Origin of the sequence: Cryobacterium aureum, assembly GCF_002954245.1 — a bacterium.
Classification (GTDB): domain Bacteria; phylum Actinomycetota; class Actinomycetes; order Actinomycetales; family Microbacteriaceae; genus Cryobacterium; species Cryobacterium aureum.
The window spans coordinates 592,218-605,729 of sequence record NZ_PPTG01000048.1 but is presented as its reverse complement, the minus strand read 5'-3'; the positions used below and the strand labels follow the sequence as shown (position 1 = coordinate 605,729).

Sequence of the window (13,512 nt, the reverse complement as noted above, 5' to 3'; positions counted from 1 at the left end):
TGACCGGCTGGTCGGGAACGCGATAGGTTAGATCGAGTGAACTCGCCTCGATCCACCTTGATCTTTATCATCGGGTCGTTCGCGTACCTGTCGGCCGTGCTCCAGCGCACCTCGATGGGAATCGCCGGGGTGGCCGCCACGGAGAAATTCGGCGGCTCAGCCGCCATCCTCTCGAGCCTGGCCGTCGTGCAACTCATCGTCTACGCCGCCGCGCAGATTCCGGTCGGGGTATTGATCGACCGGTACGGCCCACGAGTGCTCATGATCACGGGAACGACGCTCATGGTCACCGGCCAGGTAACACTGGCGCTGGCACCGGATATCTCGGTCGCTGTCATCGGTCGAATCCTGGTCGGTGCCGGAGACGCGACCATCTTCATTTCGATGATCCGCCTGATCAGTTCCTGGTTCAGTGGTCGCCTCGTTCCCCTGCTGTCCCAGTGGATGGGTAACATCGGCCAACTTGGCCAAGTACTCTCTGCGGTTCCCTTGGCCTGGCTGCTGCACACGAGGGGCTGGGAACCCGCTTTTCTCTCGGCGGCATCCGTGGCCGTGATCGCCCTGATCGTGGTCATCATTTTCGTGCAGGACCGACCCCCAGAAGTCACCGAGCACGTACGTGCCAACAGCCTCGGCATCGCACTGACCCAGCTGCGACACAGTTTTCGGCGTCCGGGCACCCAGCTCGGATTCTGGTCGCACTACGTGACGCAGTCGTCCGGTACCGTCTTCAGTCTGCTCTGGGGCTATCCGTTCATGGTCTTCGGCCTCGGCTACGAACCGGCATTCGCGGCCGGAATGCTCACCGTGTTAGTCGGTGCCGGCCTCGTGTTCGGGCCGATCCTCGGCCTGCTGACAGCGCGCTACCCGCTGCGTCGCAGCAATATCGTGCTCGGCATTGTGACCGGCATCGGGATCGCCTGGGCGATCGTGTTGCTCTGGCCCGGCGTTCCCCCGCTCTGGACCATCGTGCTGTTGTTGGTCGTGCTCGGCATCGGCGGGCCGGGCTCGCTGATCGGCTTCGACTTCGCGCGCACGTTCAATCCTCAGCGCAGCCTGGGCTCGGCCAACGGCGTTGTCAACGTTGGTGGCTTCACCGCGAGCTTCGTCATGATGTACCTGATCGGGCTGCTGCTCGATCTGCAGAACGGATGGCGCGTTGCCGGGGGCGCGGCGAGCGACCTCTATGCCCTCGACGCATTTCGACTGGCGTTCACGGTGCAGTACCTGGTCGTCGGATTCGGCATCGGTTTTCTCGTACATGCCCGGCGGCGAACCAGACGTCAGCTCTCCCGCGATGAGGGAATAGAAGTCGCACCGATCTGGGTTGCACTATCACGCGGCTGGAAACGGCGTAATGGATGATCGTAGTACGTGTCGTGGCTTGTCGTCCAGACAAACCGTGCAATAATTATTTATAGGACCCGTTCTGGTCCGGGGCACACTAAATTCACTGTGGTGTGGGCATCCCGGGACTTGACATGGGTCCAAGTTCTGCCCAAAAACGCATCTGGCACCGTCACTGGTCGCACAGAAGCAGGTACGACTCCGCATGAGAGGTGTTCGAATGGCAACCACTGTCAAGACCGAGGTGACCGACGAGTCCGTCACGACTCCGGCAGTACCGCCGGTCAAGAAGACCGTCACCAAGGCCGCAGCCGCAAAGGCCGCAGCCGCGGAGGCCGCAGCGACGAAGAAGTCCGCGGCCGCCGGTCTGGCCGCCGAAAAGCCGGCCCCGAAGAAGCGCGCGACCAAGGCAAAGGTCGTCAAGAAAGACGACGAAGCCGACGTCGACGGTGGTTCAGAGCCCGATGACGACGAGTCAGACGAGGACAGCACCAAGCGCACGACATCGACCGAGCCACTCCCCAGCGGCGCCCTCGTACTCTCGCTGGTCGACGATGACGACGAGGTCCCGGTCTATTCCAGCGCCATCACCGGTGCCACGGCCGACCCGGTCAAGGACTACCTCAAGCAGATCGGTAAGGTCGCCCTGCTGAACGCGGCCGAAGAGGTCGAACTGGCGATGCGCATCGAAGCCGGCCTGTTCGCCGAAGACAAGCTGTCGGAGATGACGGACGTCGAGAAGAAGAACGCACTCGGCCGTGAGCTGCAGTGGGTTGCCAAAGACGGTGCCCGGGCCAAGAGCCACCTCCTCGGTGCCAATCTACGTCTCGTCGTGTCGCTCGCCAAGCGCTACACCGGCCGTGGAATGCAGTTCCTCGACCTGATCCAGGAGGGCAACCTAGGCCTCATTCGTGCCGTCGAGAAATTCGACTACACCAAGGGCTTCAAGTTCAGCACCTACGCCACCTGGTGGATTCGCCAGGCCATCACCCGGGCCATGGCCGACCAGGCCCGCACCATCCGTATTCCCGTGCACATGGTCGAGGTCATCAACAAGCTCGCCCGCGTGCAGCGCCAGATGCTGCAGGACCTCGGTCGCGAGCCCACCCCCGAAGAGCTCAGCCGCGAACTCGACATGACGCCGGAAAAAGTCGTCGAAGTTCAGAAGTACGGTCGCGAGCCCATCTCCCTGCACACCCCGCTCGGTGAAGATGGCGATAGTGAATTCGGTGACCTCATCGAAGACACTGAAGCCGTCGTGCCCGCCGATGCCGTGGGGTTCACCATGCTGCAGAAGCAGCTGGAGAGCCTGCTCGACTCACTGTCCGAACGCGAAGCGGGCGTGATCCGCATGCGCTTCGGACTGGGCGACGGCATGCCGAAGACGCTCGACCAGATCGGCGACACCTTCGGGGTTACGCGCGAGCGCATCCGCCAGATCGAGTCCAAGACGATGGCCAAGCTTCGTCACCCGTCTCGGTCGCAGTCCCTGCGCGACTACCTCGAGTAAACGTGACAGCGACAGGTCCCGCCCGGATTGCGTTGTGCGGTTCGTGAGTTCCCTTCGGTACGCCCCCGCGATTCTGGTCGGTCGAATCGTTCGAGTACTCGCGCGCTGGCGCAAACCGGGCGGTGGCTCAGCTATCCCCGGCGTCGTCGTCAACCGCATCGCCCCGGGCTTTCTGGCCGCGACGCTGAACGGGTTTCCGCTCGGCCTCGTGATCGTGACCGGATCCAGCGGTAAATCGACCACGACCAAGATGCTCGTCGCCGTTCTGCGCGCGCACGGCCTGTCCGTGTTCACCAACCAGTCGACGGCCAACATCAGCCAGGGGTTGACCAGCGCCCTGCTGGAACAGGTCGGCCTGTCCGGCAAGATCGCCGGCGACGTCGCCGTGCTTGAAATGGATGAGGGACATGGCGCGTTCATCGCCGGGTCACTGACTCCGCGGGTCGTCGCCCTGACCAACGTCATGGTCGACCAGATAGACCGGTTCCATGACTCCGAAATGGTCGCCGCCCTGCTGGCGAAAATCGCCGCGCGGGCGACGGAGTCGGTCGTACTCAATGCCGATGACCGCTACCTGGCCGACCTCGGTCAGGTCCTCGAACCTACCGTTTCGGTGGCTCGCTACGGCGTGACCGCCGAGGTTCTCGCCCAGTATCCACGCGGACTCGGTTACGCCGACACCGCGCCGACTCGCCTGTCGGCCGGAACCGGGCTCCAGCTCACCCGGGTGGCCGGCCGCGACGCCGACGTGCACTTTGCCACTGGCGTTCAAAGCATCCGCTTGCCGGCCCGCGGCATCCACTACGCCGTCGACGCGCTGACCGCGCTGAGCACGGCCCAGTCGACCCTCGGAGAACGCTTCGATCCGGCGATCGCCTGCACGGCGCTGTCGGCCATGCCGGCTGTTTTCGGTCGCGGTGAGGTCGTCACCGTTGGCGGCAAGACCATCGAGTTTGTGCTCGTGCAGAACCCATCGAGTTTTCAGCTCAACGTCGACAGTCTCGAACCGGGTACCGAGCAGATTCTCGTGATCATCGGGTCCGATGTGCGGGACCCGTCGTATTTCTGGCCGGTGGACACCTCCGGGCTCGGCCACGTGCTCATCGCCTCCGGGCTGAAGGCACACGACATCGCCCTGCAGTTGGCCTACGACGACGTCACGGTCGATCGCATCGAACCGGACGTCCCAACCGCCCTCGACGCGTTCGTAGCCCTGCCCGATCCCGTCGCCGGCGTGAAAACCATCATCTTTTCCGCCGACGGAATGCGGCGCACCCGTGCGCACCTCGGCCTCGTCTCCAACACGGAGGAACCGGTATGACCGCCACTTCGCTGGACCGGCCGTTCACGGTCGTCTCGTTGCTGCCGCGCCTACTGAATACGAATGGTGATGCTGGCAATGCCCGAGTGCTCGCGCAGCGCGTTCGATGGAGCGGCCACGATGCGCGGGTGGTCGACGTGCATACCCGCGCCGACCTGCCCGAACATGTGGACGCCGTATCGATCGGCTCTGGAACGGATGCTGCACTTCTGCCGGCCAGAGACGCGCTGCGTACCCTGGTCGATGAGCTGCGCGTCTGGTCCAATTCCGGCGTTCCGGTCCTGGCCGTCGGCACCGGGTGGGAATTGCTGAGCTGGGGGATCGACCTCGCAGACGGCAGTGTGCTGGAGGGACTCGGGCTCGTGGCCGGCCACGCTGTACCACGCGCAGCACGTGCCACCGACGATATCATTGTCGCGTCGAAGTATGGACGGCTGATCGGGTTTGAAAATCATGCCCGTGACTATGTCGGTGCCGAAGCCAGTCCGCTTGGCCGGGTGCTGTACGGAACCGGCAATGCGGATGCCCCGGCGAGCGGACCGCAGATTGAGGGACTGACCATGGGCGAGGTGTTCTGCACCCACCTGCACGGGCCCGTGCTCGCACGCAATCCCGCACTCGCCGATCACCTGCTGAAGGCAGCCTTTGGCCGGCTCGATCTCGAGTATGCGCTCGGCGTGACAGCGGAATCCGTCGATGAGACCGCGCGAACAGCACGCAATCAGGTGGCCGTGCGGCTGGGCCAGAGCGCCGAATAGGGGCTGCGGACTAAGCACTGCTCTGTGAACCGAAAAAAACGCGGGAACGAAAAAGCCGCGCAGGTGGCTGACCGAAGCCAGTCGCCTGCGCGGCATCCGTTTTGAGTGCTGCGAGCAGCTAGGAGCGCTGGTCTTCGAGCAGTCGGCTCGACTCGTCGTGCCAACTTTCGGCAATGGTTGCGAGCTTCTCCTGGTGCTTGCGGCCGTGGTGCGCGCAGAACAACAGTTCGCTGTTCTTCACGACGACACGAATGTAAGCCTGGGCGCCGCAGGCATCGCAGCGGTCGGCTGCGGTGAGCTGGTGGGGGGTGCCCGGCTGGTTTCCAGCACCGTTGTCTACAGCACCATTTTCGGTGGCTATCTGGGACATATTCTCCTCCTCCAGACTGAATTGCATGAACCCTCGTAACTAATGTAAACACGTCGAAGGGACAATGACGAGATGAATGGCCGGTATTTCGCTCACCGCGTAGACGGGTCGTGGGGGGTTGCCTGCCGTGCCCAGCCTGCCCGGCGCGAAAGATTCCCGATCGGGGCCGGTATTCTTGGTTGTTGTGAGCTCTGACTATTCCGCGCGCCACCTGTCGGTCCTTGAGGGACTCGAAGCAGTGCGCAAACGCCCCGGCATGTACATCGGTTCCACCGACTCGCGTGGACTGATGCACTGCCTGTGGGAGATCATCGACAACTCCGTCGATGAGGCCCTGGGCGGTCACGGGGCCAGCATCAATATCGAGCTGCACCCCGATCACAGTGTCGAGGTACGCGACACCGCGCGTGGCATCCCGGTCGATATCGAGCCCAAGACCGGCCTGACCGGTGTCGAGGTGGTGTTCACCAAACTGCACGCTGGCGGAAAGTTCGGCAGCGGGTCGTATGCCGCGTCGGGTGGTCTGCACGGGGTGGGGGCATCCGTTGTCAATGCCCTCTCCGAACGTCTCGACGTCGAGGTCGACCGCGACGGCAAGACGTGGGCAATGTCATTCCACCGCGGCGAGCCCGGCCTGTTTGCGGATTCGGGGGAGAAGAGCCCGGACGCCCCGTTCACTCCGTTCGAGAACCAGAGCGAGCTGCGCGTAATCGGCAAGGTCAAGCGCGGCGTCACGGGTACCCGCATCCGCTATTGGGCCGACCGCCAGATCTTCACCAAGGGTGCAGCGTTCCAGACCGACGAGGTGCTGAACCGGGCCCGCCAGACCGCATTCCTCGTTCCCGGTCTCGCGATCGAGGTCTCCGACCGTCGCACCGAGGAGCCGGTGACCAGCCTGTTCCAGTTCGACGGCGGTATCAGCGAATTCGTCGAGCATCTCGCGACGGATGCCCCGATCACCGATACCTGGCGACTTACCGGCAACGGCTCCTTCAGCGAAACCGTACCCGTGCTCACCGACAAGGGTGCCATGGTGCCGACCGAGCTCGTGCGCGACTGCCAGGTGGACATCGCCCTGCGCTGGGGCACCGGCTACGACACGATCGTGCAGAGCTTCGTCAACATCATCGCCACGCCCAAGGGCGGCACCCACCAGGCCGGTTTTGACGCCGGACTGCTGAAGTTCCTGCGCGGCCAGGTCGAGCTGAATACACGCCGCCTCAAGGTCGGAAATGACAAGCTCGACAAGGACGATGTGATGGCCGGCCTCACCGCGGTACTGACAGTGCGCCTGCCGGAGCCGCAGTTCGAAGGCCAGACCAAGGAAGTGCTCGGCACGCCGGCCGTGCGGGCGATCGTCGCCAACGTCGTCGCGAAGTCCATGGCGGAGCGGTATGCCTCGCCGAAACGTGACGACAAGACCCAATCGGCGCTGCTGCTCGACAAAATCGTCGCCGAGATGAAATCCCGCATTTCAGCCCGTGCCCACAAAGAAACCCAGCGACGCAAGAACGCCCTGGAGAGTTCGTCGCTGCCAGCCAAGCTGGTCGACTGCCGCAGCAACGACGTTTCCACGAGCGAACTGTTCATCGTCGAGGGCGACTCCGCCCTCGGCACCGCCAAGCTCGCCCGCGACAGCGAGCACCAGGCGTTGCTGCCGATCCGCGGCAAGATTCTGAACGTGCAGAAGGCCTCCGTCGCTGACATGCTCTCCAACACCGAGTGCGCCTCGATCATCCAGGTGATCGGCGCCGGCTCCGGGCGCAGCTTCGACCTGTCAGCAGCGCGCTACGGCAAAGTCATCATCATGAGCGACGCTGACGTCGACGGCGCCCACATTCGCACCCTGCTACTAACGCTGTTCTTCCGCTATATGCGCCCCATGATCACCGAGGGCCGCGTCTTCGCCGCCGTGCCGCCGCTGCACCGCGTCGTCGTCATGAACCCCGGCTCGAAGCCCAACGAGACTATCTACACCTACTCCGAGACCGAGCTGCACGGGGTGCTCAGTGCCCTCGAGAAGAAGAACCGGCGCTACCAGGACCCGATCCAGCGCTACAAGGGCCTCGGCGAAATGGATGCCGACCAGCTCGCGACCACCACCATGGAACGCGCCCACCGCACCCTGCGGCGCGTTCGCGTTGGCGACGCCGAAGCCGCCGGCAAGGTCTTCGAGCTGCTGATGGGCAACGATGTGGCCCCGCGCAAGGAGTTCATCATCGACAGCTCCGACAAGCTCTCCCGGGACCGCATCGACGTTTAATGCATCCCAGCGGCTTCGTGCGCGGGCTTAGATTTCGGTGCCGATGGCTCCGATCAGGGCGTCGAGCATGACTCCGGATGCGTCGCGTCGGGAACCGGAGTCTGGCAGGGTGCGGGGAGTGCCGTCCGGTCCGACGGCACAGGCGGGCGCGGGGCCGACCCAGGCCACGGCGAGGGTGTCTTCGCCCTTGAGGAACCGCTGGGCACGAACGCCGCCGGTGGCGCGGCCCTTGGCCGGATACTCCGAGAAGTCGCTCTGCTTCGCACTGCCCGGGTCGGTGCCCGGCAGAGTCTGGCTGCTCGACGCCACCGTCGCCACGACGGCCGTGGACACGTCTTCGGCCGACAGGCTCGTGAAGAACACGACGGTTTCACCCGCGGTCAGCTTGATGCCGGCCATGCCGCCGGCCGCTCGGCCCTGCGGCCGCACGCCGGCGGCGGTGAAGCGCAACAGCTGCGCATCCGTCGTGATGAAAACGAGGTCGTCGTCCTCGGCACCCTGCACCGCACCGACCACCTCGTCCTTGGGCTTGAGCGCGATGATCTCGAAGTCCGGCTTGTTCGCCCAGTCGCCAGGAGAGACCCGCTTGACGACACCCTGCCGCGTGCCGAGCGCGATCGCCCGGTCGGCGTCGAGTGAGACGATGGCCAGTATGCGTTCCTTCTTGTCGGCTAGGAGCAGGTATTCGCTGATGCGCACCCCGGCGGCCAGCTGGATCGACGTCGGCGGCATCACGGGCAGGTCTACCGGCGAGAAGCGGATGAGCCGCCCCCGGTTGGTCACCGCGCCCACCTCGGTGCGGCTGGTTGTGTCGAGCGTCGAGAGGACGGCATCGTGTTTGCTGCGGCGCTGCGGCGGCTGGATCCGCGGCGGCAGCGAGTCGTCGACAGCGACCAGGTCGACCCGGGCGATGCGGCCGGTCACGCTCAGGAAGATGCGGGTCGGAATGTCCTGCACCTCGAGCACGGCGGCCTGACGTTTCGCGGCAGCCGCCGACAGTCCGGCAATGCTCGGCTTGGCCTCGGTCAGCACGGTGCGGCGGGGGGTGCCGAATTTCTCGGCGACCGCGTCCAGTTCCGCGGACACCAGGGTGCGGATAGCAGCTTTCGAGGACAGCAGTTTCTCGAGTTTCGCGATCTCGGCCAGCAGCTGGTCACGTTCGGCTTCAAGCTCAATCCGGGAGAACTTAGTGAGGCGGCGCAGGCGCAGCTCGAGAATATATTCGGCCTGAATCTGGCTGAGGTCGAACACGTCGATGAGTTTGGCGCGTGCCTGCTCGGTGTCGTCGCTCGCGCGAATTACCTGGATGACTTCGTCGATGTCGAGAATCGCCACGAGTAGGCCGAGTACGAGATGTAGACGTTCCTTGCGCCGGGCGAGTCGATAGGAGGAGCGCCGGGTGACGACCTCGATGCGGTGGTTGACGTAGACGTGCAGCAGTTCGAGCAGGCCCAGGGTCTGCGGGGCCCCATTGACGAGAGCGACAGCGTTGATGTTGAACGAGTCTTCCAGCGGCGTGTATCGGTAGAGCTGCTCGAGCACGGCATCGGGGCTGAATCCGGTCTTGATGCCGATGACCAGTCGCAGTCCCTTGGTACGGTCGGTGAGGTCGGTGACATCCGAGATGCCGCTGAGCTTCTTGGAGTTGACGCCGTCCTTGATTTTCTCGATCACCTTTTCCGGGCCAACCAGATAGGGGAGTTCGGTCACGACGAGCCCGGTTTTGCGGGCGCTGATCGCCTCGACTGAGACGCGGGCACGGGTCTTGAAGCTGCCGCGGCCGGTGCTGTAGGCATCCTTGATGCCAGCCAGTCCCACGATGGTGCCACCGGTCGGCAGATCGGGCCCCGGCACAAATTCCATCACGTCGTCGAGGGTCGCGTTGGGGTGGGCCAGCAGATGCCGAGCGGCCCCGACGACCTCGATCAGGTTGTGCGGTGCCATATTTGTTGCCATACCGACGGCGATGCCGCTGGTACCGTTGACGAGCAGGTTGGGGTAAGCGGCCGGCAGCACGTCGGGCTGGGTGAGCTGGTTGTCGTAGTTCGGCACGAAGTTGACGACGTCTTCGTCAAGGTTCTCGGTCATCGCTAGAGCAGGCGCCGCCAGCCGGGCTTCGGTGTAGCGGGGCGCGGCGGGCCCGTCGTCGAGCGAGCCGAAGTTTCCATGCCCGTCGATCAGCGGAACCCGCAGAGAGAACGACTGGGCCATGCGCACGAGGGCGTCGTAGATCGCGGTATCGCCGTGGGGGTGCAGCTTACCCATCACCTCGCCAACGACCCGGGCGCTCTTCACGTGGCCCTTGTCGGGGCGGAGCCCCATCTCGTTCATCTGGTAGAGGATGCGACGCTGCACCGGTTTGAGACCGTCGCGGGCGTCGGGCAAAGCCCGGGAGTAGATCACCGAATAGGCGTACTCGAGGAACGACCCCTGCATTTCCACCGACACATCGACGTCTTCGATGCGCTCGGTGCTGGCTGTGCTGGCGGCTGGTGCGGTGCTGTCTGAGCGGCTCATTGAAAAATTCTGCTTCAAGCGTGCCCCGGCAACCGATCGAACCGGTCACCGCTGCACTGCGTAGGGAGCGCTCTCGGGAGCGCTGGAGGGCTCGGGTTCCTCCCTGTGAAAGAATGAGACCCGATGCCCACCATGCTACCGGCCCGCCAATTCAGTGCTCTGCGCCTTGCCGATGTTCTCACCAGTTCCCTCGACGCTGTCTGCGCCCGGCCGAACCCGCTGGGCTTGCCCGCCGTTCGCAAGGCGGTCGTGATTCTGGCCGATGGGCTCGGCGTCAGCTCGATCCGGGCGCGCGCCGGGCATGCACGTTTCCTGTCGTCCCGGCTCAACAAATCGAGCATCATCGACGGAGTTTTTCCGGCCACGACCGCTGCGGGAATCGCGACGCTCACCACCGGCGTGGAACCGGGCCAGCACGGGCTGGTCGGCTACCAGGTGCTGGACAGCGCCAACGATCGCGTCGTCAACCAGCTCACCGGCTGGGATGACGGCATGCAGCCCGGCACCTGGCAGCGCGCCCGGACCGTCTTCGACCGAGCCTCCGACGACAACGTGCCGAGCTTTGCCATCGGTCCCAAACGGTTCGTGGCCTCCGGCTTCACCCAGGCCGTGTTGCGCGGCGCCCAGTACGTTCCCGCCGAGACGGTGGCCGATCGGTTCGCTGCCGCCCGAAGCATTCTGGGCGAGAACCCGACCGCGCTGATCTACCTCTACGTGGCCGAGCTCGATGTGGCCGCGCACGCGCACGGCTGGGAGTCCGATCGGTGGCTGGCCCAGCTCGAGAACCTCGACTCCGAGGTGACCCGGTTCGCTGCAACCTTGCGCTCCGATGAGGGCCTGCTGCTCACCGCAGACCACGGTGTGGTCGACGTGCCGAGCACCAGGCATGTCCTGTTCGACACCGAACCGGCGCTCGTCGCCGGTGTGCGCCACATTGCGGGGGACCCGCGATGTGTGCAGCTCTACCTCGAGCCGCAGCAGTCTGACTCTCACGCCGCTGACACGCTGGCGGATGCTTGGCGGGCGTCTCAGGGGGACCGCGCCTGGGTCTACACGCGCGATGAAGCCGTGGCGGCCGGACTGTACGGCCGGGTAGCCGACGAGGTCCAGCCGCGCATCGGCGATGTGCTGGTCGCTGCCCGCAAGTCCATTGCGTACTACGACTCCCGCCCGGCGAACCAGAAGGCACGCGGCATGATCGGACAGCACGGTTCCCTCACCGATGAGGAAGTGCGTGTGCCGCTGATCCGCGCGGGCGCCTTCGCAAGGTAACCCCGCCGGAGCCTACCGGGGAGCACCGGGTGCTAAACCGTGTGCTAAACCGGGTACTGGCGGCGCTTCACCTGCGGCTTGGGCAGCCGCATCGGCCGCAGCTGGAGCGCGCGCATGGCCGCGTACCAACGCACGCGTTCGGCCTTCTCCTTGCCGAACTTGGCCTCGATCTTCTTGGTGAGTACGAAGCCGAGCACGACGCAGTCGCCGACCGCGAAGATGAAGAACGCCCACAGCGCGATAATCGAGTAGCTTGAGATGCTCGGAATCGTGGTGAGCAGGATGACCAGGAACATGATCGGGATCATCAGCTCCCCGACGTTGAACCGGGCATCGACGTAGTCGCGGGCATAGCGCTTCTGCAGGCCACGTTCCCGCAGCGGCAGATACTTGTCGATACCGGCGGCCATGCCGGCACGCGCGACGTCGCGCGCGGCGGTCGACTTGGCGCGCGCCTGCTTGGCGGCAAGTTTGCGGTCGTCCGGAACCAGCGGGCGCTTGTTGGCCGCTTCCTGCTTTTTGCGGGTCGGGGTCGCCTGACCCTTACCGGCTGTATGCGAGAGGCCGAGGCGCGCTGCGGTCTCGTCGGAATTTTCAATCGACGGCTGGGCGTCGGGGTTTATGGGAGGGTTGGCCACATCAAATCCTTGCAATTGGGTGCCTTAAGATTACCGGTATGACTGGTAACCCACAGACAAATTCCCATTCCGCTGGCCGAGCGGCCGATGCCGCTCCCGATTCGGTCATCCAGGCCGGCCTCCGCAGCGCGGTCGAACGGGGTCTCCCCAGCACGATCGCCGACCTGTGCGCACTGGTGCGCATCCCGTCTGTGTCCTGGGCTGCCTTCGACCGTGCGCACGTCGCCGCGAGTGCCGATGCCGTCGCCGCCCTGGTGCGCGGGCTCGACGTGTTCGAGTCGGTCGACATCGTTCAGGCCGCCATCACGCCCAGCAACTCGGGCGGCGATACCGAGCTGGGACAGCCGGCGATTCTAGCTTCGCGGGCCGCCCGCAACGGGCGACCCACCGTCTTGCTCTATGCGCATCACGACGTGCAGCCCCCCGGCCAGGACGACGACTGGGAGTCCGATCCGTTCACGCCCACCGTGCGCGGCGACCGCCTCTATGGGCGGGGAGCTGCCGACGACAAGGCCGGAGTCATGGCGCACGTCGCGTCGATCCGCGCTCTCGTTGCGACCATCGGCCCCGACTTCGATCTGGGTATCGCACTGTTCATCGAGGGCGAGGAAGAATTCGGCAGTCGTTCCTTCGCCACTTTCCTCGACGAGAACCGCGAGGCTCTGCGCGGAGATGTCATCGTTGTGGCCGACTCCAACAACTGGGACATCAATACGCCCGCCATCACCACGGCTCTGCGCGGCAATGTGACGCTTCGGTTGACCGTGCGCACGCTAGCCCACGCTTCACACTCGGGAATGTTCGGGGGAGCCGTCCCCGATGCCATGCTCGCCACCATCAAATTGCTGTCCACGCTCTATAACGAGGACGGTTCGGTCGCCGTTGCCGGGCTCACGGCCATTGACGTTCCCACCCCGGACTATTCAGAGGAACAGCTACGCGCAGAAACCGGCCTGCTTCCCGGCGTCAGCCCGATCGGCCACGGTTCGATCCTGAGCCGGATCTGGTCGCAACCAGCCCTCACCGTGACCGGAATCGACGCACCGACCGTCGACAACGCCTCCAATACCCTCACCCCCGCGGTGACGGTTCGGCTCAGCACTCGCATCGCCCCTGGCCAGTCCGCGGTGGCAGCTGCCGCAGCGATCGACGCGCACCTGCGTGCGCATGCACCGTTCGGCGCCGTTCTCGATATCGACGATGTGGATACCGGCGAGCCCTTCCTGGTCGATACCAGCGGCTGGGCAGTGACCGAGGCTCGTTCCGCCATGACGGCCGCCTGGGGCGTCCCACCGGTCGACATCGGCGTCGGTGGATCGATCCCGTTCATCGCTGACCTGGTTCGTGTGTTTCCGGCGGCCCAGATCCTGGTGACCGGTGTGGAAGACCCGGACTCCCGGGCCCACAGCCCGAATGAGTCTTTGCACCTCGGCGTGTTCAAACGGGCTGTGCTCAGCGAGGCGTTCCTGCTGGGCAGTCTGAACGAGCGCACCGGACACTGAACAAACACGGGGTC

The 13,512-nt window shown here is 64.8% G+C and carries 10 protein-coding genes; 7 read left to right on the top strand and 3 right to left on the bottom strand.

Features of this window, described 5'->3' with window-relative positions; genetic code table 11:
- The first annotated feature begins 36 nt into the window (after positions 1–36).
- The 4 genes from CJ028_RS19660 to CJ028_RS19645 all read left to right on the top strand — a co-directional run bounded on the left by CJ028_RS19660 (position 37) and on the right by CJ028_RS19645 (position 4,936).
- Entirely contained in the window at positions 37–1,365 is a 1,329-nt protein-coding gene (locus tag CJ028_RS19660) for an MFS transporter (RefSeq protein WP_105036835.1), read from the top strand.
- Positions 1,366–1,510: 145 nt separating this feature from the next.
- Positions 1,511–2,857, top strand: a complete 1,347-nt coding sequence (locus CJ028_RS19655; RefSeq protein ID WP_439099064.1) for an RNA polymerase sigma factor — start codon at positions 1,511–1,513, stop codon at positions 2,855–2,857.
- 43 nt (positions 2,858–2,900) lie between these two features.
- Entirely contained in the window at positions 2,901–4,178 is a 1,278-nt protein-coding gene (locus CJ028_RS19650) for a MurT ligase domain-containing protein (protein ID WP_129590550.1), read from the top strand.
- Positions 4,175–4,936 (top strand): type 1 glutamine amidotransferase, encoded by a 762-nt coding sequence (locus tag CJ028_RS19645; RefSeq protein WP_105036832.1) that lies wholly within the window; start codon positions 4,175–4,177, stop codon positions 4,934–4,936. Before CJ028_RS19650 ends, CJ028_RS19645 begins: the two co-directional genes overlap by 4 nt.
- Positions 4,937–5,054: 118 nt before the next feature.
- On the opposite strand, the gene CJ028_RS19640 is transcribed toward CJ028_RS19645, so the two are convergent.
- Positions 5,055–5,306: a DUF7455 domain-containing protein gene (locus tag CJ028_RS19640; protein WP_167395153.1), complete on the bottom strand. Its 252-nt coding sequence runs from the start codon at positions 5,304–5,306 to the stop codon at positions 5,055–5,057.
- A gap of 184 nt (positions 5,307–5,490) precedes the next feature.
- Here CJ028_RS19640 and CJ028_RS19635 point away from each other — a divergent pair, with 184 nt between their 5' ends.
- Entirely contained in the window at positions 5,491–7,569 is a 2,079-nt protein-coding gene (locus tag CJ028_RS19635) for a DNA gyrase/topoisomerase IV subunit B (protein WP_205684101.1), read from the top strand.
- 27 nt (positions 7,570–7,596) lie between these two features.
- On the opposite strand, the gene CJ028_RS19630 is transcribed toward CJ028_RS19635, so the two are convergent.
- Positions 7,597–10,086 carry a DNA gyrase/topoisomerase IV subunit A gene (locus CJ028_RS19630; protein ID WP_105036830.1) on the bottom strand — a complete coding sequence of 830 codons (2,490 nt, stop codon included), beginning with the start codon at positions 10,084–10,086 and terminating at the stop codon, positions 7,597–7,599.
- Between the two features lie 123 nt (positions 10,087–10,209).
- On the opposite strand from CJ028_RS19630, the gene CJ028_RS19625 reads away from it, so the two are divergent.
- Positions 10,210–11,358, top strand: a complete 1,149-nt coding sequence (locus tag CJ028_RS19625) for an alkaline phosphatase family protein (RefSeq protein ID WP_240607436.1) — start codon at positions 10,210–10,212, stop codon at positions 11,356–11,358.
- Positions 11,359–11,402: 44 nt separating this feature from the next.
- On the opposite strand, the gene CJ028_RS19620 is transcribed toward CJ028_RS19625, so the two are convergent.
- On the bottom strand, positions 11,403–11,996 hold the full coding sequence (locus CJ028_RS19620; protein ID WP_105036829.1) for a DUF3043 domain-containing protein: 594 nt from the start codon (positions 11,994–11,996) through the stop codon (positions 11,403–11,405).
- A 38-nt stretch (positions 11,997–12,034) separates the two neighbouring features.
- Here CJ028_RS19620 and CJ028_RS19615 point away from each other — a divergent pair, with 38 nt between their 5' ends.
- Positions 12,035–13,498 (top strand): dipeptidase, encoded by a 1,464-nt coding sequence (locus tag CJ028_RS19615; RefSeq protein WP_105036828.1) that lies wholly within the window; start codon positions 12,035–12,037, stop codon positions 13,496–13,498.
- The last annotated feature ends 14 nt before the right edge of the window (positions 13,499–13,512 follow it).

Coding starts and splice junctions, on each gene's coding strand:
- CJ028_RS19645 (WP_105036832.1), top strand. CDS start 4,175: ATGACCGCCACTTCGCTGGACCGGCCGTTCACGGTCGTCTCGTTGCTG.
- CJ028_RS19640 (WP_167395153.1), bottom strand. CDS start 5,306: ATGTCCCAGATAGCCACCGAAAATGGTGCTGTAGACAACGGTGCTGGA.
- CJ028_RS19630 (WP_105036830.1), bottom strand. CDS start 10,086: ATGAGCCGCTCAGACAGCACCGCACCAGCCGCCAGCACAGCCAGCACC.
- CJ028_RS19625 (WP_240607436.1), top strand. CDS start 10,210: ATGCCCACCATGCTACCGGCCCGCCAATTCAGTGCTCTGCGCCTTGCC.
- CJ028_RS19615 (WP_105036828.1), top strand. CDS start 12,035: ATGACTGGTAACCCACAGACAAATTCCCATTCCGCTGGCCGAGCGGCC.